This window comes from Massilia pseudoviolaceinigra (genome assembly GCF_030846505.1).
In the GTDB taxonomy this organism is placed as follows: domain Bacteria; phylum Pseudomonadota; class Gammaproteobacteria; order Burkholderiales; family Burkholderiaceae_D; genus Telluria_A; species Telluria_A violaceinigra.
This window is the reverse complement of the sequence record NZ_JAVCWL010000003.1, coordinates 39514-62911: the sequence shown is the minus strand read 5'-3', so window position 1 is coordinate 62911 and position 23398 is coordinate 39514. Positions and strand designations below refer to the sequence as shown.

22 protein-coding genes and 1 riboswitch are annotated in these 23398 nt (G+C 63.9%); of the genes, 10 read left to right on the top strand and 12 right to left on the bottom strand.

The window, feature by feature from the left end; genetic code table 11:
- Positions 1-13 precede the first annotated feature (13 nt).
- Positions 14-466, bottom strand: a complete 453-nt coding sequence (locus RBA40_RS03880; RefSeq protein ID WP_099882979.1) for an ExbD/TolR family protein — start codon at positions 464-466, stop codon at positions 14-16.
- Positions 466-1071 carry a MotA/TolQ/ExbB proton channel family protein gene (locus RBA40_RS03875; RefSeq protein WP_306646127.1) on the bottom strand — a complete coding sequence of 202 codons (606 nt, stop codon included), beginning with the start codon at positions 1069-1071 and terminating at the stop codon, positions 466-468. Before RBA40_RS03875 ends, RBA40_RS03880 begins: the two co-directional genes overlap by 1 nt.
- Before the next feature lie 1006 nt (positions 1072-2077).
- Between RBA40_RS03875 and xseA the strand changes: the two genes are divergently transcribed.
- The 6 genes from xseA (at position 2078) to RBA40_RS03845 (ending at position 7451) form a co-directional block, all read left to right on the top strand.
- Complete coding sequence (gene xseA, locus RBA40_RS03870; protein ID WP_306646125.1) at positions 2078-3439, top strand: exodeoxyribonuclease VII large subunit; 1362 nt, start codon at positions 2078-2080, stop codon at positions 3437-3439.
- Between the two features lie 125 nt (positions 3440-3564).
- Positions 3565-4143, top strand: a complete 579-nt coding sequence (gene sodB, locus RBA40_RS03865; RefSeq protein WP_306646124.1) for a superoxide dismutase [Fe] — start codon at positions 3565-3567, stop codon at positions 4141-4143.
- A 114-nt stretch (positions 4144-4257) separates the two neighbouring features.
- Entirely contained in the window at positions 4258-4800 is a 543-nt protein-coding gene (locus RBA40_RS03860) for a DUF4303 domain-containing protein (protein WP_306646122.1), read from the top strand.
- A 327-nt stretch (positions 4801-5127) separates the two neighbouring features.
- The gene (locus RBA40_RS03855; RefSeq protein ID WP_306646121.1) at positions 5128-5643 is read left to right on the top strand and encodes a hypothetical protein; all 516 of its coding nucleotides are present in this window, start codon (positions 5128-5130) and stop codon (positions 5641-5643) included.
- Positions 5644-5745: 102 nt separating this feature from the next.
- Positions 5746-6432, top strand: coding sequence for a response regulator (locus RBA40_RS03850; protein WP_099881702.1), 687 nt, complete (start codon positions 5746-5748; stop codon positions 6430-6432).
- Between the two features lie 287 nt (positions 6433-6719).
- The gene (locus RBA40_RS03845) at positions 6720-7451 is read left to right on the top strand and encodes a substrate-binding periplasmic protein (protein WP_306646119.1); all 732 of its coding nucleotides are present in this window, start codon (positions 6720-6722) and stop codon (positions 7449-7451) included.
- A gap of 79 nt (positions 7452-7530) precedes the next feature.
- On the opposite strand, the gene RBA40_RS03840 is transcribed toward RBA40_RS03845, so the two are convergent.
- From RBA40_RS03840 to RBA40_RS03820, 5 genes are all read right to left on the bottom strand, one after another.
- The gene (locus tag RBA40_RS03840) at positions 7531-8232 is read right to left on the bottom strand and encodes a hypothetical protein (protein WP_306646118.1); all 702 of its coding nucleotides are present in this window, start codon (positions 8230-8232) and stop codon (positions 7531-7533) included.
- Positions 8233-8234: 2 nt separating this feature from the next.
- On the bottom strand, positions 8235-9149 hold the full coding sequence (locus RBA40_RS03835; RefSeq protein ID WP_306646116.1) for a MipA/OmpV family protein: 915 nt from the start codon (positions 9147-9149) through the stop codon (positions 8235-8237).
- A 327-nt stretch (positions 9150-9476) separates the two neighbouring features.
- Positions 9477-10181 carry a hypothetical protein gene (locus RBA40_RS03830; protein ID WP_306646115.1) on the bottom strand — a complete coding sequence of 235 codons (705 nt, stop codon included), beginning with the start codon at positions 10179-10181 and terminating at the stop codon, positions 9477-9479.
- On the bottom strand, positions 10181-11104 hold the full coding sequence (locus tag RBA40_RS03825; RefSeq protein WP_306646114.1) for a MipA/OmpV family protein: 924 nt from the start codon (positions 11102-11104) through the stop codon (positions 10181-10183). The genes RBA40_RS03830 and RBA40_RS03825 overlap by 1 nt, the downstream gene beginning before the upstream one ends.
- Positions 11105-11161: 57 nt before the next feature.
- Positions 11162-12466 carry a hypothetical protein gene (locus RBA40_RS03820; RefSeq protein ID WP_306646112.1) on the bottom strand — a complete coding sequence of 435 codons (1305 nt, stop codon included), beginning with the start codon at positions 12464-12466 and terminating at the stop codon, positions 11162-11164.
- A 235-nt stretch (positions 12467-12701) separates the two neighbouring features.
- Here RBA40_RS03820 and RBA40_RS03815 point away from each other — a divergent pair, with 235 nt between their 5' ends.
- Positions 12702-14000, top strand: coding sequence for an ATP-binding protein (locus RBA40_RS03815; protein WP_306646110.1), 1299 nt, complete (start codon positions 12702-12704; stop codon positions 13998-14000).
- 51 nt (positions 14001-14051) lie between these two features.
- On the opposite strand, the gene RBA40_RS03810 is transcribed toward RBA40_RS03815, so the two are convergent.
- The 4 genes from RBA40_RS03810 to RBA40_RS03795 all read right to left on the bottom strand — a co-directional run bounded on the left by RBA40_RS03810 (position 14052) and on the right by RBA40_RS03795 (position 18106).
- Positions 14052-14366: a hypothetical protein gene (locus RBA40_RS03810; protein ID WP_306646108.1), complete on the bottom strand. Its 315-nt coding sequence runs from the start codon at positions 14364-14366 to the stop codon at positions 14052-14054.
- Positions 14363-15073, bottom strand: coding sequence for a thiol:disulfide interchange protein DsbA/DsbL (locus RBA40_RS03805; RefSeq protein WP_306646106.1), 711 nt, complete (start codon positions 15071-15073; stop codon positions 14363-14365). The genes RBA40_RS03810 and RBA40_RS03805 overlap by 4 nt, the downstream gene beginning before the upstream one ends.
- Positions 15074-15224: 151 nt before the next feature.
- A complete protein-coding gene (locus RBA40_RS03800) occupies positions 15225-16103 on the bottom strand; it encodes a cobalamin-binding protein (protein WP_306646105.1) in 879 nt (292 codons plus the stop codon).
- A complete protein-coding gene (locus RBA40_RS03795) occupies positions 16103-18106 on the bottom strand; it encodes a TonB-dependent receptor (protein ID WP_306646103.1) in 2004 nt (667 codons plus the stop codon). The genes RBA40_RS03800 and RBA40_RS03795 overlap by 1 nt, the downstream gene beginning before the upstream one ends.
- Positions 18107-18185: 79 nt before the next feature.
- A riboswitch (cobalamin riboswitch) is annotated at positions 18186-18334 on the bottom strand.
- Positions 18335-18451: 117 nt separating this feature from the next.
- On the opposite strand from RBA40_RS03795, the gene RBA40_RS03790 reads away from it, so the two are divergent.
- Genes RBA40_RS03790 through RBA40_RS03780 form a run of 3 tightly spaced genes read left to right on the top strand, consistent with a single transcriptional unit; the run spans position 18452 to position 22280 of the window.
- Entirely contained in the window at positions 18452-20536 is a 2085-nt protein-coding gene (locus RBA40_RS03790) for a M1 family metallopeptidase (protein ID WP_306646101.1), read from the top strand.
- Positions 20536-21405, top strand: coding sequence for a hypothetical protein (locus RBA40_RS03785; protein ID WP_306646100.1), 870 nt, complete (start codon positions 20536-20538; stop codon positions 21403-21405). Before RBA40_RS03790 ends, RBA40_RS03785 begins: the two co-directional genes overlap by 1 nt.
- A 56-nt stretch (positions 21406-21461) precedes the next feature.
- Entirely contained in the window at positions 21462-22280 is an 819-nt protein-coding gene (locus tag RBA40_RS03780) for a DODA-type extradiol aromatic ring-opening family dioxygenase (RefSeq protein WP_306646099.1), read from the top strand.
- Positions 22281-22307: 27 nt separating this feature from the next.
- On the opposite strand, the gene RBA40_RS03775 is transcribed toward RBA40_RS03780, so the two are convergent.
- Positions 22308-23351 (bottom strand): expansin EXLX1 family cellulose-binding protein, encoded by a 1044-nt coding sequence (locus RBA40_RS03775; RefSeq protein WP_306646097.1) that lies wholly within the window; start codon positions 23349-23351, stop codon positions 22308-22310.
- Between the last annotated feature and the right edge of the window lie 47 nt (positions 23352-23398).

Below are 23398 nucleotides of genomic sequence, written 5' to 3'. Positions count from 1 at the left end.
TCGCCTGCGCTTGTTACTTCTTCTCGCCGGTCTGGGCGGCGAAGGTCAGCTTGTCGTAGCCTGCCATGCGCGCCGCTTCCAGCACGTTGATGACCATCTGGTGCATCGCGAACTGGTCGGCGTTGACGACCACGACCGGGCCCTTCTCGCCGGTTGGCGCCGGCTGGCCGTTGTTGCCGGTGCGGGCTGCGGTTTTCAGATCTTCCGCCAGGCCAGCCACGTTGCTGAACGAGACCGGCTCGTTGTTGATCGTGTAGTTACCCTTGGCGTCGACCGTGACGTTCAGTTCGAACGGCTTTTCGAGCGCCTTTTCGGCGTCGGCCGTCGGCAGGGTAATTTTCAACTCGGTAAACTTGCTGTAGGTGGTCGTGACCATCAGGAAAATCAGCACCACCAGCAGCACGTCGATGAAGGGGATCAGATTGATCTCTGGATCTTCACGTTTCTGGCCGCGGCGAAAGTTCATCATTTGCGGGCACCGTGCACGACGTCGACGAACTTAACTGCCTGCAATTCCATGTCGATGATGAAGCTGTCGACCAGGGCGCGGAAGTGGCGGTATGCAATCAGGGCCGGCATGGCGATGGCGATACCGAAAGCGGTGTTGTAGAGCGCTACCGAAATACCGTGGGCCAGCTGGGCCGGATTGACGCCGGTCGCGTTGGTGGAGCCAAAAATCTCGATCATGCCGACCACCGTGCCGAACAGGCCCATCAGCGGAGCGAGCGAGGCGATGGTGCCGATCGTGGTCAGGAAGCGTTCCAGCACATGGGCCACGCCGCGCCCTGCTTCTTCGATCGATTCCTTCATCACGTCGCGTGGGGCGTCGACGTTGCGCAGGGCAGCGGCGAGCACGGCGCCGAGCGGCGAATTCTTTTCCAGCGACTCGACCACATCCTTGGTGATCTTACCGTTGTGATACACGCGCACCACTTCATCGAGCAACTGCGGTGGCAGGATCTTGGCGCGGCGCAGATAAATGATGCGCTCGACGATCAAGGCTAAAGCGACGAGAGAGGCGATCAGCAACGGCCAGACTGGCCAACCTGCAGCTTGAAGAATAGGCAGCAAAACAAACTCCTGAGTGAATGGTAATTCTTGATAAGAACGAACCCCGGCAATGTAACGTGTTGCCCGCCACTCGGCAAGTCCACTTCTGCACACCTTCTGTGGATAAGATTGTGCGCAAGCGGCCCCAAGAGGCATGATGTGCTTGATTTTAAAGGAAAAGTTTGCCGTGCGTAAAAACAAGGCATGTCAAAAATTAAAAATTCCATCGATGTTCTGAACAAAAACTGTGGATAAGATTGTTAGCAATACCGGGGGTGGGCAGTCAAGTCCCTGATTAAAAAGGGAAAAAGATTTAAGCGCAAAAATAAGGCAGGCTGGCGCGACCATCTTCTGCACATCTTTTGTGGATAAGATTGTGCGCAAAGACGCGGAAGCCCTCCCAAGTCATTGATTACATTAATTAATACAGTCGTGCACAAATATGCGGCAAACAGGGATAACTGGCTGTTTGGGCGCCCAAAATGCCTTCATGGGCGCCCATTTCTGGCGTTTTACCCGGCAGTGGACAAGTCCGCGCGTTCTGCACACCTTTTGTGGACAAGATTGTGAGCAAGCCAGTCGACATTGGATCAAGCCATTGATTTCAAAGGAATAACTCCCAGTGCTCAAATGAATGGCAGAGGTGGCGCGGCGGCCGGGCGGTGGATAAGCCCGGCACTTCTGCACAGCTTCTGTGGACAAGATTGTGTGCAAGGCCTTCCGAAAGCGCGTAAGCGCTTGATTCCAAAGACATAGCACCCCGGTGCGCAAGCGGCAGGCAGCTCATTGTGTGTACGTACAGAAAAACTTCTACACAATTTCTGTGGATAACTTTGTGAGCAACTCCCGCCCGGACCGCCAAAGTGCTTGATTTAGAAGGGATTTCAGCCATTGCGAGATAAACCAGCACCTCGGCTTTTTCGTTTAAAATCATCGACTTAGAAAAAAGTCTTGTTGTTCTACGCGATATGTGACATAAGCATGACCGCTTCAACATTTTGTGGACAGTTATTCCGGAACTCATCCCATGCATACCGATTTCGACCAAGATCTCCTGACCGCCGGGCCGCCGGTACTGACCGTCACCGCGCTCAATGCCCAGGTGGCACGCCTGCTGGAACGCTCCTTTCCGCTGACCTGGATCAGCGGTGAAATCTCGAACTTCACGCGCGCCAGTTCGGGCCACTGGTATTTCACGCTCAAGGACGACGCGGCCCAGGTGCGCGCCGTGATGTTCCGCGGCCGCGCCCAGTACGCCGGCTTCATTCCGCGCGAAGGCGACAAGGTCGAGGTACGCGCGCTGGTGACCCTGTACGGCGCGCGCGGCGATTACCAGATCAACGTCGAGGCGATCCGCCGCGCCGGCGTGGGGGCGCTGTACGAAGCCTTCCTGCGCCTGAAGGACAAGCTGGGCGCGCAGGGCCTGTTCGACCAGGAGCGCAAGCGTCCCCTGCCCCTGTTCACGCGCAGCATCGGCATCGTCACCAGCCCGCAGGCGGCGGCGCTGCGCGACATCCTCAGCGCGCTCAAGCGGCGCGCGCCGCACGTGCGCATCGTGCTCTACCCGGCCCCCGTGCAGGGCCAGGGCGCGGCCGAACGGATTGCCGGCGCCATTCAAACGGCCTCGCTCCGGGCGGAAGTGGACGTGCTGCTGGTGTGCCGCGGCGGCGGCTCGATCGAAGACTTGTGGAGCTTTAACGAAGAAGTGGTCGCCCACGCGATCGCCAACTGCGCCATGCCGGTCATTTCCGGAGTCGGCCACGAGACCGATTTCACCATCGCCGATTTTGCCGCCGACCTGCGCGCGGCCACCCCCACCGCCGCCGCCGAACTGGCCGCCACCCCGCACGCGGACTGGATCGCCTCGCTGTCGGCCGATTGCGGCGACCTGCGGCGCGCGATGCGCCACACCCTCAACGATGCGCACCAGAGCCTGGACAACTGGCAGCGCCGGCTGCTCAGCCCATCGGCGCGCATCGGCCACCAGCGCCTGGAACTGGTGGCGCTGTCGACCGCGATGACGCACGCCATGCGCGCGCCGGTGCAGCGCCAGGGCTACCTGCTGGCGCAAGTGCGCGCGCGCTGGGCCAGCCACCGGCCGGACGTGCGCGCCCTGCGCAGCGAAATCGCCTCGCAGCAGCGCCGCTACACCAGCAGCCTGGCCAGCCAGCTGACACAGAAGCGCGATGCGCTCGGCGCGCTGGCCGCTCAGCTCGAACTGCTCAATCCCCAGCGCACCCTCGAACGCGGCTACGCCATCGTGCGCGACGCCAAGGGCAAGGTTTTACGCTCGCCCTTGCAGATCAAGCCGAACGAGGTGCTCACGGTGCGCCTGGCCGAGGGCAGCGCCGAGGTGGGCGTATCGAGCGTCCAGACCCGGCTCGAGTAGCGCCGGCTGGTACGCAGGCAAGCGTGCTTTCCGGCGCGAAGCAAATAAGCAACGAACGGCCATCCGAATTACAATAAGCACCGGTTCAGAATCATTGACGCTTTTCCAAACAAAAAGGACACAACATGGAACACACACTGCCGCCTCTGCCGTATGAAATGGACGCCCTGGCTCCCAACATTTCGAAAGAAACGCTGGAATACCACTACGGCAAGCATCACCAGACCTATGTGACCAACCTGAACAACCTGATCAAGGGCACCGAGTTCGAGAACCTGTCGCTCGAAGAAATCATCAAGAAATCCTCCGGCGGCGTGTTCAACAACGCAGCCCAGGTGTGGAACCACACCTTCTACTGGAACGGCATGAAGCCGAACGGTGGCGGCGCGCCAAGCGGCAAGGTCGCTGACGCGATCAACGCCAAGTGGGGCTCGTTCGACAAATTCAAGGAAGAATTCACCAAGTCGTGCCTGGGCAACTTCGGTTCCGGCTGGACCTGGCTGGTGCAGAAAGCCGACGGCGGCGTTGACATCGTCAACACCTCGAACGCCGGCTGCCCGCTGACCACCGGCGACAAGCCACTGCTGACCTGCGACGTCTGGGAGCACGCTTACTACATCGACTACCGCAACGCACGCGCCAAGTATGTCGAAACCTTCTGGGGCCTGGTCAACTGGGACTTCGTCGCGCAAAACGCGGCCTGATCGAACGGCAAGCGTGGCTGCGCCACGCTTGCCGGTGTTCCAAAAAAAGAAGCCTGCGCGTTCAGCCCAGGCTTCTTTTTTATTGCCGCTTCAGCTACACGATAAGGATTTGCCATGCAGGCTCCCGATTTGCTCCCCATCGAAGAACGGTTGTTCGCCCTGTCGATGGAATCGATCCGGCTGTTCGCCGAGGCCCATCAGGACGAGAGCTTCTATGGCTTCGGCATCGACTGCGACGCCGAAATGGGCATGTTCCTGCTGTGCTTCAACAGCGAAGCCGCGTTTGCCGACACCGCCCGGGAATATGTGGATCGGTTTAACTACGACGCCGCCCGCCTGGCGCAACTGAAAACCAATTTCGGCGACTGGAAATACCAGGGTTTCAACCAGGACCAGGCGCACTGGGACGCGGGCTGGGGCGCGCTCCGGGAAGCGATCGAGGCTTACCTGACGGATGACGCGATGGAAGTGGAAGCGGCCAATCTCTATATCGAGCAATTGATGCGCTGCGCGTGTCGCGTCTTGGTGCGTATTGAGCGCTCGGGCATCCTGGAACGCACCAAAATGGACCGAGGATTCACCACCTTGGTGATGGATCACGATCAAGATCACCAAGAAGCAACAGTTCGTTTAAATACTGTGCGCGCGGAATCTTAACGGCTGATTGCAATTGGGATACAAACTGATGATTTCGTTCGTGGAAATTCAATTTTTTCCACCTTATATAAGTTATTTTCCTTAAAAACGCCTAATTATACCTATGTTTACTAGTGTTGCTTTTCATGCACACAAATGTCCGTAGATCAGTCATAATGTTCGGCAATACGGGAGATTTTAACCCTTCCGGATGACCTGGCGTACCCACGCTGTTGATAGGAAAGTGACTTGAGAAGAATGGACGGTGACATGAATTCCCCACACAAAGCCTGCTTGCTGCGGACGCGTCGTTTAACCCTGGGTATTTCCGCACTGTCTGGACGTCACATGGCCAAACTGTTCTTTCCGGCGGCATTGCTGCTGGGTGGCGCGGCGCAGGCGCAAACCGTCAATGCGGCCACCGCCGCCGTCTTCTCCAAACCCGCCCTGCTCGGCGTGCAGCTATCGATGAAGGCCGGCGCCAAACAGGGCAAGGTCACGGCCGAGCAGTTCCAATGCGTGCAGGCGCTCGACCCTGCCAGTTTCGACGAGGTCTACAAGCAATTGCTGCTCGCGAATCTCGACAGCAAAGAATTGACGCGCACCCAATCCTTCCTGGCCAAATCGGTCGGCAAGAAATTCGCCAAGCACGGTTACCTGGGCGTGTTCGCGGCGGCCGGCGAACCGCTGCCGGAAGCGCTGCCGCGCTTTACTGAGGACGAGATGGTCGATTTCGAGCAATTCCGCACCAGCTCGGCGGGCGAAAAACTTGTGACCAACCGGATCCTCGAAGCACCCGCCGCCCGCGCCATCCTCAACGAGCGCATCGAAAAAGTGCTGGAAGTCTGTATTCCCCAGCAGTAAGGTAGCCAGAGTGTCATGAAAGTGTAGCAAATTGTCCGCGCTGGTCTGCAACTGGCTTTTTTCGTAGTAGCTCTTATACAATGGGCGGCTAGGAGAAAACTCATGTTTCGTGTAATGCTGGTGGAAGACGATGCGCGCCTGGCGCAGCTGGTCACGGAGTACCTGAGCGGATACGAGTTCACGGTCGACCTGGTCACGCGCGGCGACGCCGCGCTCGAACGCTTCAAGGCGCTCACCCCGGATGTGGTCATTCTCGACCTGATGCTGCCCGGCCTGGACGGCATGGTGGTGTGCCGCCAGATCCGCGAACTGAGCGAAACGCCCATCCTGATCCTGACCGCGCGCGAAGATTCCTACGACGAAGTGTCGGTCCTGGAACAGGGCGCGGACGATTTCGTCAACAAGCCGGTGCAGCCACGCGTGCTGCTGGCGCGCCTGCGCGCCCTGCTGCGGCGCGCCCAGGGCAAACCGGGCAGCGACCCGGCGGCGCTCGAATTCGGTGCCCTGTCGATCATCGCCAGCGACCGCATCGTCACCTGGCGCGGCGAGCAGTGCCTGCTCAGCAACACCGAATACAAGCTGCTGCTGGTGCTGGCCGAATCGGCCGGCCGGGTGCTCTCGCGCGATGCTTTGCTGAAAAAAATGCGCGGCATCGAGTTCGACGGGCTGGACCGCAGCATCGATAACTGCATTTCCAAGCTGCGGCGCAAGTTCGACGACGTCGATTCCGAAAAGATCAAGACCGTGTGGGGCGAAGGCTATCTGTTTTCGCCCTCGGCCTGGGCCTGATGGCAACGGGACGCCAGCGCGTCCCGTGAGGGCGTCCCGTGAGGGCGCCCCGTGAGGGCGCCCCGCCCTTCCCCGCCGGCCGTGTACGGCAGCTGTTCCACGAACTCGACCGGCTCGTCCGAGCGCTCCACCTCCGCCGCCGGTTCCAGGCTCGCCAGCCGGCATAGCAGCGCCAACACGGCGCTTGACTTTGAACGGCAACGGCACAATAGTTGATGCGCAATGCCGGCGCGCTCGCGATACCGTCGTGCGGCGTTCGCCCCCAATCCGGATAACCTAAGGCAGCCATGAAAATCCTTGTTTACGCGATAAGCCTGATGTGCGCCGCCTGGTTGACGGACGCGCGCTCCGAAACGTTCAAGGTCGGCTTCTACAATTATCCCCCCATGATGATCGAGAGCGGGCACACGGGCATTTACCAGGAACTCCTGGACGAACTGGGGCAGATTACCGGCCATCGCTTTCAGGTCGAGTACTTTCCCTACGCACGGCTCGCCAAACGGTTCGACCTGGGGCAGGTCGACCTCGAACCCGGCGTGTTCCCCGGCTGGGTAAAGAACCAAAAAATCCCCGGCGTCTTTTCAGTGCCGTTTGGCAAGGTAATCGACATACTCGTGTTTGCCCCGGGTAAACATTTTAAAGTGAATACGCCGAACGATCTGACTGGCAGAACATTGGGATTTGTACGGGGTTACAGCTATCCGGAGTTGCGCGAGCTGTTTGACAGCGGTGCCGTGCATCGGTCCGACGCCGTGAACGAGAAGCAGCTCATGGCCATGCTCGCTGCCGGGCGGATGGACCAGATCCTGATCAACAAGGCGGTCGCGCAGTACAGCATGCTCCAGGTGCCCAGGTACAGCGAGTTCGTCCTTGGTGATGTCCTGGGTTCGTACGATGTCTCGATACGCGTCCATCCCAGCAAGAAAGCCTTGCTGCCGAAACTGGATGAAGCCATCCTCATCATGAAACGCTCGGGCGCCATCACCAGAATCTACGGCAAATACGGCGTGAGTCTCTGAGTCACGCGAGCGCGGCTGTTGCCGCAGGCCGAACATGGCCTCACGTACAAGGGGAGTAATCGACAACCGGCCCGGGTGCCTATTCCAGCAGCGGCGCGATCGCCAGCGGCGCGCTCTGCGTGACCAGCTGGCCCTTGTCGGCATGCTCGCCAAACCGGTAATTGACGACCCGGAAGCCATCGTTGTTGTCGTCGCCGAAGCTGGCCCCTTCGGCCACCGGCAGCAGGGCCGCGTCGCCGCTGCCGTTGCGCAGCTTGACCACCGGGTCCGTCCCCCTGCGCAGGTAGCTCAGGCGCACTCCACTGCAACGGCGCGTGCGCGCCGAGGAATCCACATGGCGCAGGTACGTAAGCGCTTGCTCGCAGGCGGCGCGCAGGTCGCTCGTTTCGTACACGCCGTCGGAACGCACCACAATCGATACGCGCGGGCGGAACACGTACTGAGCGGCGTTGCGGGTCAGCATCAGCGTGGCGTTGTCATCATATGCTGCCTTGAGCAGCGGAAAGACGGTGCGGCCGGTCGGATCGAGCGGCAGGTTCAGGCTGCTGGCCTTGCTAAGCAGACTCAACTGCAAACCATCGGTCAGCACGCCCTTCTCTTTCAGCATGACCTGGAAATGATTCTGCAAGAAATTCTTGGGCCTGCCGTATTTTTCAAACACCACCATCGCGCGGTAGGCATCGCGATAACTGAGCCATTCGCCGCCGGCTTCATTGGCCGTCGTGCCGCCTGCCGTAAACAGCAAGGCAAGCATGGCGGAAACGTGGCGGACAAATGACATGATCAGAATCGGTAAGCGAGTCCAGTGGACACGGTGAAATTATTGGGGCGCTCGACCAGCGGGCTGCGCCGCGCATCGCCCTGCAGGCGCGCGGCGCGCACCGCGCTGCCGAGCATCCAGGAAGGCGACAGCGCCCAGTTCCAGCGCGCGGACACGGCCACATCCTTGAGGCCGCCTCCGGGTGCATAGGCGTCATTGCCACTGCGCAGGCTTTCAGCCTCGGTCACGCCGAAAAAGCTGCGGTTGTAGCTGCCGTTCACCAGCGTCAGGTCGGCCGAGAACAACACGGTGTGGTGGGGCGCGATGGCCCGCGCCACGTGCTGCATGCCCACGGTCCAGGTGGCGCCGTGGCGGTCGCGTCCCGATCCTGCCAGCAAGTTATTGGTAATACGCAAGGATGGCGTCAGATAATAATGGAAAAACGCCCCGCCCTGCAGGCGCGCACTGATCGCGTCGGTGCCGCCGAGACGATTGCCGCCGCGCTTTTCCGCGGACGCATCTGCGGGCGGCACCGCGGATGGCCGTATCGGCCCGGTCTTCGGATCGGTCGTGCTCAGCGGCGGCACCGACTCGCCCACGAAGCCGGCCATGGGCGCCCCGACCCACTCGCTGTCGCTGCCGGACTGGCTGCGGCGCGGCTGCAGTGCGATCAGGGGGCCATATTCGAACACCGGATTGGTCGACAGGTGCATCCCTGCGCTCATGCCCGAGATAAACACGCCATTGCTCCATTCGACCTGAAGCAGCGGCAAGGCTGACACGCGCCGCTCCGCCGCGCCCTGGTAGCGCGGCGCCGAGACGGCGCCCAGCCCGACATACATGTCGCGGCTGCCGTCCGGCATCGGATTGGTGGCAGGGGTCTGGGCCCAGGCGGCAGGCCAGACGCCGGCCAGGACAAGGGCAAAAAGGGTTCTCATGAATATCGCCGAAAAGATGATCAGCCGCCATTTTACGGCCTGCCGCCAACATCGCCGAAATCGCTGAGTTTTCGTCAAGACCGCACGCGCCTCGACTGCACGCTGCGGCGTCCCACGATACGCGGATGGCGGGCGCCTTCATGCGGCCCGCTGCATCGCCATCATGCTGTTGCTGCGAATAAAAAAAGCCCACGACACCGGAGAGCATCGAGGGCGAACGGAAAACCCGATACGCATAGCTTAGGCGCATCGTGCGTTCCTTTCCGCCTCGAAATGTCTGGCAATTGTCGTAAATGTGTATTCGACATCACCACACCGTTGAGCACGCTATTCGATCAGTGGCGCGATGGCCAGCGGCGCACTGCTGGTGATGAGCTGGCGCGGCTCGCCGCCATGACTGAATCGATAATTGACGATGCGAAATCCAGCCGGGCCATCGTCGGGAAACGCGCGGCCTTCGCTCAGCGGCAGCGTCACCGCGTCGGCCGCGCCGCTGCGCACCCGCACCGGGGGCATCGTGACCGCGTTCGGGTAGACGAAGCGCACGCCCACGCAGGCGCGCGCGCGCGCACTGGCATCGGTGTAGCGCAGGTAGTCCAGCGCCTGGGCACAGGCGGCGCGCAGCTCGGCGCTGTCATACAGGCCGTTGGCGCGGGGCGCGATCGACACGCGCGCGCGAAAACCGACCGGCCCGCTACTGCCGCTCACCAGCAAGGGCGCGTTCTCGTTGTAGGCTGCCGTGCTAAGTGGAAATACCGTGCGCCCGGTGGGGTCGAGCGCGAGATACTGGTCGCCATCGCGGGTGTGCAAGATCAGCCGCAGGTCCGGCGCCACGGCGCCCTGCTGCGCCGTTACCAGCTGCAACTGGTTTTGCAGATGGCTCTTGGGCCCGCCATATTTCTGGAACGTCACCATGGCGCGGTAAGCGTCGCGATAGCTGAGCCATTCCAACGCGGGCGCGTGCGCCGTGCTGGTGCCTGCCGAAAACAGCAGCGCGAGCAAGAGAGCGAGACGGCGTGGGGCGTTCATCATCAGAACCGGTAAGCGAGCGCGGTGGATACGACAAAGCCGTTGGGACGCTCCACCAGCGGACTGTTTTGCGCAGCGCCCAGCACGCGGGTCGCTTGCACGTTGTTAATCAACAGCCACGAAGGCGACAAGGCCCAGTGCCAGCGCACGCCCGCGCTCGCGCCGTTCAGGCCGCCGCCGGGCGCATACGCCGGGTTGCCGCTGCGCAGGGCTTCAGCCGGGCTGACGCCGAAAAAACTCGTGTTGTAGTGGCGGTTGACGACGCTCACGCCAGCCGACAGCGATACGCTGTGGTGCGGCGAAAACTGCTGCGCCACATGCTGGATGCCGAGGTTCCACAGCACGCCATTGGCGTCCCGGCCGCCACCGTACAGCACGCTGTTGGTCAGGCGCAGGCTGGGGCTGAGGTAGACGTTGACGAAGCCGCCCGCTTGCAGGCGCGCGCCGACCACATCCATGCCGGACAGGCGGTTGGGGCCGGCATTGCGCGCGGCCTTGTCGGGCTGGCCCGGGGTGCCGGGCTGGGTCGGGATGGCGGGCTGGGTCGGGGTCTCGCCGATGGGCGCCAGCGGCGAACCGCCGTCGGTCACGGAGTTCAGCGAGGCGCCGCCGAGCGCTGCCCCGTTGCCCGATTCACTGCGCCGTGCCTGGACCGACAGCAGCGGCCCGAATTCGAGCGATGGCTGGTCCGACAGGTGCACGCCGGCATTCATGCCCGAAATGAACACGCCATTGCTCCACTCGCCCTGCAGCACCGGCACGGCCATGCGGCGCGGCCGGCGCGCGCCTTCGTACGCCGGCGACGACACGAGGCCGAGTCCGACATACATGTCGCGGCTGCCGTCCGGCATCGGATTGACGGACGGGGTGCGGGCGGCGGCGCTGGCGCACGCCGCGCCCAGCACAAAGGTCAACAGTATTTTCATACATCGGGGTCCGGGCCCGGCAGCGCTTGCGCGCCACCAGGGAAACGGAAAACTGCCTTATCGTTGCCGCGATTGGGTCGAAAACTCGACCGTGTCATCCGTGCGCGGCAGCTTGACCAGATGCCCGGGATTCGAAATCGCCGCCGGACACGCGACGATGTTATCGGGCTTGAGCGACCAGTTCACGCTGGACACGTGAATCTTGCCGCTCTCGCGGTAGATGCTCTCGATTTCCGTGGTGTAGCAACCGGTCGAGCCGCCCCGGCCGAATACCGCGACCACCATTTCCTTGCTGAAATCGATAACCGGCAAGGCGTCGCCGCTGTGCGACTGGTTCCACACGGTGGCGAAGGTGGTGGCATCCTTGATCACGAGATTGCGCGGTGTCGGCATGTGCGAGTAGGGGCTGCGCCACAGGTTGGTGAACGCGATGTTCTCCGTTTTCACCTGCACGAAGTCGACCACGGCGTCAACCCGCGGCACCGTGATCATTTGCATCGGATTGGCGACCACGGCGATGCAAATGACGCCGGGATCGGGCGCCCTGTGCTCGGTGCGGATCACCAGATGGCCGTCGCTGGCATTGGCGCGCACCACGCCGAAGCTACCGCAGGCCGAGCCGTTGCCGCCGAACACGGCGATGACCATCTCGGTCTTGAAGTCGACCTTCGGCGCAGGCGGCGGCGGGATGCGAATGCGGCTGTGCTCGGCCCACAGGGCGTCCAGCGCCGCCTGGTCGCGCACCACCACATTGCGGGCTTCGGACACGCCCGAGAAGGTATCGCTGGCGATGGTCTTGAAATCCACACTGAGTCCATTTGCAGGCAGGAACTTGATCTCTTCGACAACGTGGCCGGCGCCCAGGCCGAAACCTTCTTCGTTACTCTTGTCGACGATCGTGCTAAACATGGGCAGCATTTTTTCGTCGCTGCATTCCCTCTTCGGGCCGGCGATGGAATCACTCAGGCTGCATACTTTCGCCTCCGGCGTCGTGCCGAACAGTTCGAGGCTGTAGCGATTGTCGGCGCAGTCGCCCGACTTGTTCCACAGCACGTATTTCTTGTCGATCAGGTACAGGCGGTTGGTCACGCTGGCGCACGAAGCTTGCTGGGCGCGCGCGACGAACGGGGTCATCACGGTGACCGGCTCGGGCGTGGGCGTGGGCGTGGGCGTCGGCGTCGGGGTCGGGGTCGGGGTCGGGGTCGGGGTCGGGGTCGGGGTCGGGGTCGGGGTCGGCACGACGATATCCGGCTGCGTCTTCGGAGGTACGGGCGTGCCGCCGCTGTCGCCGCCACCGCAACCGGCGAGCGCGACAGCGCCAGCCAGCGGGAGGCACGACAGTGCGCGAATCAAAACAGACATGGCAAATCCTTTCATAAGGGAAGCGATACCTGCCAGCGCGCAAGCGTGGCGGGCAGACCTGGAATGCGAGTAAGGCCATGATATCGACAATCGTCCATAACTTCCGCCATCAACTGTCCCCTATTTGTCACTTATTTGTAATACCCCTATGCGCGCCGCTCTTATACAATGCTGCGCAAGGAGAAGCGATGTCTATGGCAACAGTTATTGAACACCGTTGTGGCGGGAAACACGCGTGAACCGGATCTTCTTCCGCTTCTTCGTGCTGGTCATGCTGTCGATTACGATCGCGACCTTTGCCATCTATTTCGCCACCAGCCGCCTGTTCGGCGATCCGCTGGACGATATCGCGCGGCGCCAGGCGGCCGCCCAGATTTTCCTGCTTGAACAATACATCGACAAAGCCCCGGCCGACGATTGGCTGGTGCGGCTTAACAAGGCGCGCGAAGTGACCGACGTCAAGCTCGACCTGGTGCCGCTGGCGAGCGCGCGCGCCGCGCTGCCGGTCCAGCAGCACGGCGCGCTCAACCGCGGCGAACTGGTGCTCGACACCGCCCACAAGGCCTTTTACCGCCGCGTCGACCTGCATGGCGAAAGCTATGTCGGCAGCGCCGAGGAAGTCATCCACGCCCATCAGCTGCCCATCGACATCGGGCTGGCGCTGAAGATGGAAGCGGTGCGCTACGTGATCGTGGCGCTGTTCCTGCTGGTGCCGATCGCCCTGTGGTCGCGCTCGCACTGGCTGGGGCTGCAGGAACTCTCGCGCGTGGCCGACGAGGTGGGCGCCGGCCATCTGGCGGCGCGCGCCAGCTTCAAATCGGGCGCCATCATCTATCCGCTGGCCGAGCGGCTCAACCACATGGCCGGGCGCATCGAAGGCTTGCTCGACGCGCAGAAAAACCTGCTCCATTCCGTCTCGCACGAACTGCGCACCCCGATCGCGCGCCTGGAATTCGCGCTGGAACTGCTCAGATCGGCAGCGGACGACCCGGCGCTGGAACAGCGCATCGTGGCGATGGAAGGCGATGTCGCCGAGCTGAACGGGCTGGTGAATGAACTGCTGGGCATGATCCGGCTCGACAGCCGGCAGGCGCTGCAGCAAGCCAGCTTCGAGCTGGCGCCGGCGCTGCTGGGCTGCGTGGACGCGCTCGACCCGCTGGCAGCCCAGCCCCAGGTTCGGCTCGACAGTGCGCTGGGCAGCATGACCGGCGACCGCCGCCTGCTGCTGCGCGCGGTGGGCAACCTGCTCAGGAATGCGCAGAAATACGGCAACGGCCAGATTGCGCTCTCGGCGCGGCGCGCGGACGGGGTGGAAATCGTGGTGGAAGATGACGGGCCCGGCATTCCGGAGGCGGAACGGGGCAAGGTGTTCGAACCGTTTTACCGGATCGACCGCAGCCGCGACCGCAGTACCGGCGGCTTCGGGCTGGGATTATCGATTGCGCAAAAGGCCGTGGCGCTGCATGGCGGCACGATTGCGGTGGAACAGTCGGCGATGGGCGGTGCGCGCTTCGTGATTGCGTTGCCGGCCTGACGTGCGTCGCTCCCGCCCCATGGCGCTGAAGCGACGCAGAACGGCTGGCGCTTACTTCTCCGCCGGCTTCAGATGCGTAATCCCGTACCAGAGGTGTTCCCACCAGTGCGGACGCGAGCTGACCACCTGCAGGCAGCGCATGTCGACCTCGCCTTTGAAGACGGGATCGGCGCACTGCTTGGTGATCAGCGCATGACGCTGGTTCTCGGCATTGACGATCGCAATCGCAAACCACACCACGATACTGCACAGCACCACCACCAGGCTCCATGCCAACTGGTTAATCCAGTTGCGCTCGAATAAATCTTCCTCTACGGGGCGCGAGCCGTCGTAGATCTTGATGATTTTTTCTTCAGGAGTGCTCATTTTCCGGTCGTTTTAGCAGGTGCTTTCGCTGGCGCGGCGGCAGGGCCCGCCTTTTCTTTCTGGGCCTTGGCCACCAGCGCATCGAGGGTTTGCCCGATCGCCGGGTATTGCGTGGCGTTGGTCAGACCCGGATTGGCGTCGCCGATGAGCGATGGCGAGGTCATGAGACGGCCATCGATCACGATGCTGGGCGCACTGTCGACCTTGTAGTTCTGGATCAGTTGCGGTGCGCTTTTCAGCTTGGTCAGCACGCCGAACGAATTCCAGTATTCCATGAACTTGGCCTGGTCGATGCCCTGCTTCGGAATCCACTCGAGAATGGTGGCGTCCTTGTTCAGGCGAACGCGCTCAACGTGGAAGGCACGCAGCACTTTCGGATGCATTTCTTCGCCCTTGCCCATCGCTTCGAGCGTCAGGTGCAAATGCGCTTCCGGATCGTTGGGGCTGGAAGCGAAGTGCACGCGCCGGAACAGGATATTGTCACCCTGTTTCTTGACCCAGTCGGCCAGATGCGGTTCGAACGCATTGCAAGCCGGGCAGTGGTACATGAAAAACTCGATGACTTCGATTTTCTTACCGACCGACTTGGTCGGCTGCGGACTTGCCAACGTGACATACTCGGCGCCTTCTTTCGGGTCAAGGGGCGAAGCGAACGCCGTGCTGACGGCCAGACTGGCCACGGCCAGAGCAATACGCAGGAAACGCATAAATATCCTTCATGTTAAGTTGAGACGACGATCGCGAGATTACCACTTTTTGCGGCAGGTCTCAGTCCAGGGACCCGCATTTTACATTGCGTTGCATATGCGTTACCGCTACAGGCACCGTCAGCTCCGTAGTCAGCGTGTAAACGCAGGCCTACCTGCGGCGTTGACGCGCCAGTTCAAGTTTTTCGCACAGGATGGCGGCGCCGTCGGGCAGGCGCGGTCCGGCCCGGGTCAGCAATTCGCCGTCCACGGTGAACAGGTTGCCTTTTTGCACCGCCAGCAGGGTTTTATACGGCGCCCAGATCGCCAAACCCTGTTCCGAGGCGTCGTACGGCGCGCTGCCGACGATCGCTTCCGGATTGGCCTGCAACACCGCCTCGATACCGACCGACGGCGCCTTGACCGCCAGCGCGGCGAAAATATTCTCGCCGCCGCACAGGCGAATCGCATCGCTGGCGACATGCTGGCCATTGAGGGTGTACAGCGGCTTTTCCCACACCTGGTAAAACACCTTGACCGGCGGCCGCTTGCCGTAGCGCGCCTCCAGCGCCGCGATGCGGGCGCGAAACGAGGCCGCTGCCGCCTGCGCCACCGTCCCGGTACCGAGCAGTTGGCCGAAACGCAGCATGCTGCCGGCCACCTGGTCCATCCGCGCCGGCTCGCTGTAGAACATCGGAATGCCGAGCTGGCGCAGCTGCTCCAGCTGGCGCGCCGTGTTCCCGCTCTGCCAGACCACCAGCAGGTCGGGTTTCAGCGCCAGCACGCGTTCCATGTCGATCTGGCTGTTGTCGCCGACCAGGGGGATGGCCCGGGCGGCCGGCGGATAGTCGCTGTAGCTCATCGCCCCGACGATGCGCGCGCCGCCACCGGCCGCGAACAGCAGCTCGGTGACGTGCGGCGCCATCGACACGATGCGCTGCGCCGGTGCGGCCAGCACCACGCGCCGGCCGGCGTCGTCCACCACCGTGATGGCGGCCCCGGCCAGGCCGGCCCACAGGGCCAGCGCGGCGAAGACGAGGCGCTTGCGCATCAGAAGTCGTAGCGCGCCGAGACCTTGACCTGGCGAGCGTCGCTCGGATAAATGCCGCTGTTGCAGCCGTACGCATTGCTGGTGTAGCGCTTGTCGGCCAGGTTCAGGCCCGCCACCGCGAATTCCCAGGCGCCGATCTGGAGCGCGTAACGGGCGTCGAAGGTGGTGCTTGATGCCATGCGCACGCCGCAGGTATTGGCGAAGTCGGCGCCGAAGCGCTGGCTGCCGGCCCATTGGGCGCCGATGCCGGCGCTGTGGCCATTGCCCGGCACCCAGGCCAGGCGCGCCGAGACCACGTTCTTCGGTACCAGCACCATTTCGCGCCCGGCGTTCGGGCCGTCGGTGAAGCGGGCCAGCACGTGCTGCCAGTTGCCGCTCACGCGCCAGTCGCGCGCGATGCGGGCGTGAACATCGAGCTCCACGCCTTTGCGCTCGGTCGGATCGAGGTTGGTGTTGGCGCCGTAGCCGCCGTTCACAGTCGGGTCGTAGAAAATCTCGTTGCGCAACTGATGGCGGAACACGCGCGCGTTCGCGCCCATGGCCGCATCGCCGTAAGCGAGGCCCAGTTCCAGGTCGCGCGAGGTTTGCGGCGCCAGCACGGCGGACGATGAACGGTAGCCATTCTCGTCGACGTTGGCCACGCGGTAGCTGCGCCCGGCCTTGGCGTACAGTTCTAGCATCGGCATGACATTAGCGCTGCCCTGCACTTCCCAGGCATTGAGGGTGGTCTTGCTGGCATACGGTGCGGCGAACGCGCGCTCGTCGGTGGCATCCTTCTCGAAGCGTTCGCGGCGCGCGCCCACGGCCATGCGGGCTTTGTGCGCGCCGCCGAACTTGAGTTCATCGCGCACGTACAGCGCCCGCGATTCTTGCGTGGCGTCGGCGTTCGAGTAGTCCGAATCGGTCACGCGCGACCACTTGACCAGGTCCACGCCAGCCACCAGCTCATTGAGCATGCCGCCCATTTGCGCAAGGTGGCGCAGGCGCGGCGAGAACTGGGTCTGGGCACTGTCGTAGGTCGACTTCGAGGCTGCGCGCACGCCCTCGAAGGTGTAGAAATAGGTGGAACGGACAGTGCGCTCGCGGCGCGACAGTTCGGCGGCCAGGTCGACGCTGCCGACGCGCTGCTCCACGAACGCGGTCAGGCGGTCAGAATCGAGCGAGCCCACGTCGTCGGGCGTGCTGGCCTGGCGCGGATTGTCGCGGAACTGCTGCATGCTCAGGGCGCCCGGCAGGTCCGATTCCTGGCGCGCGCGGTCGTAGCGCAGACCGGCGCGGCCGCCCTGGTATGCCCACTGGGCGCCGCCGCTGAAGGTATCGAGCTCGAAGCTGTTATGGTCGCGGTAATTGTCGGTGCGCTGGCTGCCGACCGAGGCGTCGAGGGCGAATCCGTTCCACGACTGGGCCACGGCGGCGCGCAGGTCGCGCAGGTTGAACTGACCGGTTTCGGCGCGCAGCATGCCGCGCCGGCCATTGGCCTCGGGGCGGCGCGTGACGATGTGGATCACGCCGCCGGTGGCGCCTTCGCCATACAGCACGCTGGCGCCGCCGCGGATGATTTCGATGCGCTCGACGGTCTCGATCGGGATCGACGACAGGGTCGCATTGCTCAATTCACTTTCGGACATGCGCACGCCGTCCAGCGTGACCACCATGTTCTGGCTGCTGTTGGTGCCGAAGCCGCGCAGGTCGAGGCTGAAATCGGGCGAGCCGTCCAGGCTCTGGCGGCCATACACGCCGCCGATCTGGCGGATGGCCTGGTTGACGTCGGCCGCGCCGGCGCGGCGGATGTCGTCGGCACTGATGACGGTCGCGCCGATCGGGGCCAGCGCCGGGTCGCTGGCAAAGCGGGCGCCGGTCACGGTCACGGCGGGCAGGGTCTGGGCCTGGGCTTGGCCATCGGCGGCCAGCGCGGCGCTGGACATGAAACACAGGGACAGGGCGGAAACCAGCGCGAGCGGCCTGGCGGAGAGCGCGCGGCGCGGCGATACTGCAGAAATCATGATGTCGTCTTCAGAAAATAGAGTCCTGGCCTGCGTCCCCGCAAGCCGGATTGCACGGACAGAGGCGCGCTGCGCGGCATCGTGTCCACCTGTTTTGGCCGGTATCCGGGCTCGCAAGGCGTCAGGAACGACGGCTTGCAGTACCGTTGCGGGGGCAGCACACTGCGTGTTTCCCGTTTAACTGCCGGCGTGAAGACGCGGGCGGGCACCAAAACTGCGCCATTATAATCGCAGTCGCCATCCGGACCGCGGCCCGGATGGCGTTGTGGCATGCTGTGCGGCTGGCCGGCTGCCCGCCAGTAAGGCCCACTACCAATCGAAGCGCCCGGCGGCGCAGGAGAATGCATGCAAGCGCGTACCCGAACCATGGCCCAGAGGGCGCTCCTGCTGGCGGCAGCTGCCATCGCCGGGGCCGAGCTGATGGCGCAGGCCGACATCACCATCACGCCGATTCCGGAGCCGATGACCGACGTCGGCATCGGCTTCGCCATGCCCTCGGCCAGCGCGGTGAGCCTGCCGAGCGCCCCGCACGCGTGGGGCGGGCCGCGCAGCGGCAGCGAAGCGACCCTGTCGGACCGCGTGGTCGACTACCGGATCGAAGCGACGCTCGACCCGATTGCGCACACCGTCGACGGCAAGCAGAAACTCACCTGGCGCAACCGCAGCAAGGAGACCGTGCGCAGCGTCTACCTGCACCTGTACATGAACGCCTTCAAAAACGCCGGCAGCACCTTCTTCACCGAGCAGCGCGCATCCGGCTACCACGCCACCATCGCCCCCGGCGAATGGGGCCATATCGCCCTGCGCAGCGTGACCCAGGGCGGCGCCAGGGTGGCTTGGTCGTTCGTCCATCCCGACAACGGCCCCGCCACCGACGAGACGGTGGTGCGCTTCGACCTGCCGGCGCCGGTGGCGCCAGGCGCGTCCACCAGCTTCGACATCGCTTTCCTGACCCAATTGCCGCGCGTGGTGGCCAGCACCGGCCACGTCGGCAGCTTTCACCTGGTGGGCCAGTGGTTCCCAAAGATCGGGGTGCTGGAGCTGCCGGGCGAACGCGGCGCCACCAGGGCGCGCTGGAACGTGCACGAATATCACCACGAGACCGAGTTCTACGCCGACTTCGGCCGCTTCGATGTCAAGCTCACCGCGCCCAAGGGCTACACCGTGGGCGCCACCGGCGAACTGCAGGGACCACCGGTGGAACAGGGCGGCATGCTGACCCACCACTACGTGCAGGGCGACGTCCACGATTTTGCCTGGACCGCCGACAATCGCACGGCGCCGCCCCTGCGCGGTACCTGGAGCGCGCCGGGCAGCGTGCAGGTTGCACTGTCGGTACTGTTCCCGCCCGACCGCGCGGCCAGCGCCGCGCCGGCGCTGAAAGCGGCCACCGAGGCGCTGGCCTATTATTCGGCAACACTCGGACCGTATCCGTACAGGACGCTGACCATCGTGATCCCGCCGCTGAACGCCGACAATGCCGGCGCCATGGAGTACCCGACCTTCATCACCGTCAATGGTTACGACAAGGTGGTGCCGCGCACGGCCGCCGCCTTCGACATTGATCTCGTCACGATCCACGAAGTCGGCCACAGTTACTTCCACGGCATCCTGGCGTCGAACGAGACTGAAGAACCGATGCTCGACGAAGGCTTGAACGAATTCTGGAACCATCGCATGCTGCGCGACACCGGCAAGGACGCGTATCTCGGACCGCCGCTGCTCGCGGCCCTGGGCATCGCGCCGGGGTTCAAGGGCTTCGACGTCGAGCGTTATGACACCGTGCCCGCCGAACCGGCGGAACCGCTCGGACAGAACGCCCACATGCGCAAGCAGGGCATTGGCCCGGTGTACGTACGCAGCGCCACCGTGCTGCGCGACCTGGAGGCACGCATCGGCAAGGAGGCGACCGGGCGCGCCTTCAAGGAATACTACCGGCGCTGGAAGTTTCGCCATCCGAGCATCGCCGATCTGCGCGAGACGCTGGCCGAGGTGAGCGGCCAGCGCGCCGCGGTCCACGCCGCGTTCGCGCAGCAGGTGTACGGCACGGCCAGCGTGGACGACCGCATTGCGCACTTCGCGAGCGATGCAGAGGCGTCGGCCAAGGCCGGCGGCGCGGGCGCGTGGCGCACCAGCGTCACCCTGGAGCGGCGCGGCGCGCCGGTCGCGCAAACCGTGCTGGTCAAATTCGCCGACGGCAGCAGCGAAACCGTGGTGTGGGATGACCAGCAGCGCGGGCGCACCTTCAGCTGGGTCAAGCCGGTCAAGGCGGTATCGGCCGAACTCGACCCGGGCCGCCTGCACTACCTCGACGCCAGCAAACTCGATGACAGCCGCACGCTTGAACCGGACGGCAGCGCCGCGCGCCGTTGGGCCGGCGACCTGGCGGCGCTGTTCAGCATCCTCTTTTCCCTGATTGCGACCGTGTGATGAGCTCCTCCCCTGCCTTTTCGATTGCAGTGGCGGCGCGCGCGGCGCTGCAATGGCGCCTGCTGCTGCTGTGGGCCTTGTGGATGCTGGTGCCGACGCTGATACTGGCGCTGCCGGCGTGGCATCTGCTGTCGTCGAACCTCGATTATTCGGTGCACGCGGCGGCGCTGGCGCGCGCGCTCGACATGACCGCCGTAAGCGATCTGCTGGACGTGCACGGGCGCCATCAGGCGGTGTTCACCCAGGCCGGCAGCATCGCGCTGGGCGTCACGCTGCTCATTTCGCCGCTGTTGTCCGGCATGGTGGCGACGGCCGCGCGCGCGCCGCAGGCACCCGGCTTTGCGGCCCTCACGCGCGGCGGCATGGCGTACTATGCGCCCATGCTGCGCATGCTGGCGTGGGGCGCGGTGCCGCTCGGCGCGGCCTTCATGGCCGGCTTAAGCGCGGTCGATGCCGCATCCACGTACGCCGGCAAGGTCGTCACGACCGGCGAGGCGGCGCTGCCGATGCTGCTGGCGCAGGCGCTCATGGTGCTGCTCATCGGCCTTGTCACCGCCTCGCTCGACGCCGGCCGCGCTTTCCTGACGCACGACCAGCGCCAACGCTCCGCTCTTGCGGCGTGGTGGTCGGGCTGCATGCTGCTGGCGCGCCACCCGCTGGCCGCGCTGGGCACGTACGTCGTCATCAGCTTCGCTGGCCTCGGCCTGGCCGGCCTGCTGTCGCTGCTGCGCGCGAACACGGCGGGCGTCGATGTCCTGGGATTTACGGCTGCCCTGCTGCTGACGCAGGCCGCGGTCGTCACCATCGGCTGGATGCGCAGCGCGCGCCTGTTCGCGCTGATCGACCTGGCGCGCGCCCGCGCACCTTGATAAAGCGCGCACGCGCCCCTATATTGAATCGATAAACCACCGTTTGGAGCGCCGCCATGAACCATCGCCTGCCGACCTATTTCGTCTCCCACGGCGGCGGGCCGTGGCCGTTCATGAAAGAGCAGTACGGCGAGACCTACGACGTGCTGGAAGCGTCGCTGGTGGACATCCGGCGCCAGATCGGCGGCGTCAAGCCAGCCGCAGTGCTGGTCATTTCCGGTCACTGGGAAGAAAAGGAGCTGATGCTGTCGTCCGGGGCGCAGCCGCCGATGATTTACGATTACGGCGGCTTTCCGGCCCATACCTACCAGATCAAATACCCTGCGCCAGGCTCGCCGCAATTGGCGCAACGCGCCGCCGCCCTGCTGGCCGCGGCCGGCCACGCGGTGTCGCTCGATCCGCAGCGCGGGTTCGACCACGGCACGTTTTCGATGCTCTATCCGGTCTACCCGCAGGCCGATGTGCCGGTGGTGCAGCTTTCGCTCCTGCACGGGTTCGACCCGCTCACGCACGTGACGATCGGGCGCGCACTGGCGCCGCTGCGCGATGAAGGGGTGCTCATTATCGGCAGTGGCCTGAGTTACCATAACCTGCACCAGTTCGGGCCGGAAGGCCGGCTCGCCTCGCACCAGTTCGACGACTGGCTGCAGATGGTGCTCAAGCTGCCGCCGTCGGAGCGCACCACCGCCCTGCTGCACTGGGGCCAGGCGCCGTATGCGCGCAACGCCCACCCGCGCGAAGAGCATCTGCTGCCGCTGATGGTGGCGCTGGGCGCGGCCGAATCGGAGGATGCGGCCTGCGTGTATCACGAAGATGAATTTTTCGGCCACCTGGCGGTGTCGAGTTTTCGCTTCGGGGAACCGGTGGCGCCGTAACAGCGCCACCGGTTCGACCAAGCCTCGTCAGAACTGGTTGCTGCCCTTGACCACCAGGCCGCCCTGGGGCTCGGGCAGCGTTTGCAGCAGGGTGGCGCCACCGAGACCGGTGATGCGAACCTGCATCGGGCCCGCGGCAATCGCGTTCGGATAGACGAAGTAGTTGTACTCTTCGCGCTTGACGGTGATCCAGTTGGCGCTGCCGTTCGGCCGGATCTCGAGTTTCGTGATCGGCAGGCGGTGATTGAGCACCTGGATGCCCTGCCAGTAGATGGTGCTGCCTTCCTTGAAACGGTAGCTGACCGTACCGGTCGTGTCGCCGGCCACCACATACCAGCTGATCGGCACCCTGCCCGCCGACTTCTCGGCCACCTGGACGAAAGCCTGCTCGCTCAGGTCGACGTCACCCGGTTTGCACTCCGGGCAGCGGTCGGTGATCCGCACCGTGACCTTGCCTTTGGGACCGGTGACGACAATGTACTCGCCGCACGCCCCGCTGTTGGCGTAATCCGTCTGGTTCATTGCGGCGACCATCAGGTTGCCGGGACTGGCGTCGTAGCTGCAATTGCCCTCGCCCGTTGCGCCGTAAAAGGTGCCTTCGCCCTTATAGACCGGAGAGAGCGCGCCTGTCGGAGTAGGCGTTGGTGTCGGCGTTGGTGTTGGTGTCGGGGTTGGTGTTGGTGTCGGCGTTGGCGTCGGTGTGGGCGTGGGCGTCGGCGTCGGCGTCGGAGTGACGGCATCCGTCGCGCAAAAGCCAATCGACTCGATCGACGACTTGCCCGCGATGGTCTTGTTCCAATCGAGCCCGCCGCTGAACACGATGGCCCCGCCGGACTGCTTGCCGACCGCGTTCCACAGCGACGTCACGGTGCCCCGTACCGGGAGCGAACCGCTCCACTGGACCGCCTCCGCATTCGGATTGGACACCTTGACGATGGCGCAGTAACCGCCCGCCCACGGATTGTTGACGACGTACGTCAGCGACACCGGCGAAGCCGCCTGTGCGGAGGTGGCAAACAGGCTGGCGACGATGGTTTGACAGATGACGGTGGAACGCAGCGTGAATCGCATTCGGACTCCATTTCGGTTGAAGTAATCGGTTTGCGCCAGAGCTGGCG

Bases quoted from the DNA above. Each gene is read 5' to 3' on its own strand.
- sodB (WP_306646124.1), top strand. From the start codon at position 3,565: ATGGAACACACACTGCCGCCTCTGCCGTATGAAATGGACGCCCTGGCT.
- RBA40_RS03790 (WP_306646101.1), top strand. From the start codon at position 18,452: ATGCAAGCGCGTACCCGAACCATGGCCCAGAGGGCGCTCCTGCTGGCG.
- RBA40_RS03805 (WP_306646106.1), bottom strand. From the start codon at position 15,073: ATGCGTTTCCTGCGTATTGCTCTGGCCGTGGCCAGTCTGGCCGTCAGC.
- RBA40_RS03810 (WP_306646108.1), bottom strand. From the start codon at position 14,366: ATGAGCACTCCTGAAGAAAAAATCATCAAGATCTACGACGGCTCGCGC.
- xseA (WP_306646125.1), top strand. From the start codon at position 2,078: ATGCATACCGATTTCGACCAAGATCTCCTGACCGCCGGGCCGCCGGTA.
- RBA40_RS03845 (WP_306646119.1), top strand. From the start codon at position 6,720: ATGAAAATCCTTGTTTACGCGATAAGCCTGATGTGCGCCGCCTGGTTG.
- RBA40_RS03820 (WP_306646112.1), bottom strand. From the start codon at position 12,466: ATGTCTGTTTTGATTCGCGCACTGTCGTGCCTCCCGCTGGCTGGCGCT.
- RBA40_RS03835 (WP_306646116.1), bottom strand. From the start codon at position 9,149: ATGAGAACCCTTTTTGCCCTTGTCCTGGCCGGCGTCTGGCCTGCCGCC.
- RBA40_RS03795 (WP_306646103.1), bottom strand. From the start codon at position 18,106: ATGATTTCTGCAGTATCGCCGCGCCGCGCGCTCTCCGCCAGGCCGCTC.
- RBA40_RS03825 (WP_306646114.1), bottom strand. From the start codon at position 11,104: ATGAAAATACTGTTGACCTTTGTGCTGGGCGCGGCGTGCGCCAGCGCC.
- RBA40_RS03855 (WP_306646121.1), top strand. From the start codon at position 5,128: ATGGCCAAACTGTTCTTTCCGGCGGCATTGCTGCTGGGTGGCGCGGCG.
- RBA40_RS03780 (WP_306646099.1), top strand. From the start codon at position 21,462: ATGAACCATCGCCTGCCGACCTATTTCGTCTCCCACGGCGGCGGGCCG.
- RBA40_RS03840 (WP_306646118.1), bottom strand. From the start codon at position 8,232: ATGTCATTTGTCCGCCACGTTTCCGCCATGCTTGCCTTGCTGTTTACG.
- RBA40_RS03830 (WP_306646115.1), bottom strand. From the start codon at position 10,181: ATGATGAACGCCCCACGCCGTCTCGCTCTCTTGCTCGCGCTGCTGTTT.
- RBA40_RS03880 (WP_099882979.1), bottom strand. From the start codon at position 466: ATGAACTTTCGCCGCGGCCAGAAACGTGAAGATCCAGAGATCAATCTG.
- RBA40_RS03850 (WP_099881702.1), top strand. From the start codon at position 5,746: ATGTTTCGTGTAATGCTGGTGGAAGACGATGCGCGCCTGGCGCAGCTG.
- RBA40_RS03860 (WP_306646122.1), top strand. From the start codon at position 4,258: ATGCAGGCTCCCGATTTGCTCCCCATCGAAGAACGGTTGTTCGCCCTG.
- RBA40_RS03800 (WP_306646105.1), bottom strand. From the start codon at position 16,103: ATGCGCAAGCGCCTCGTCTTCGCCGCGCTGGCCCTGTGGGCCGGCCTG.
- RBA40_RS03785 (WP_306646100.1), top strand. From the start codon at position 20,536: ATGAGCTCCTCCCCTGCCTTTTCGATTGCAGTGGCGGCGCGCGCGGCG.
- RBA40_RS03775 (WP_306646097.1), bottom strand. From the start codon at position 23,351: ATGCGATTCACGCTGCGTTCCACCGTCATCTGTCAAACCATCGTCGCC.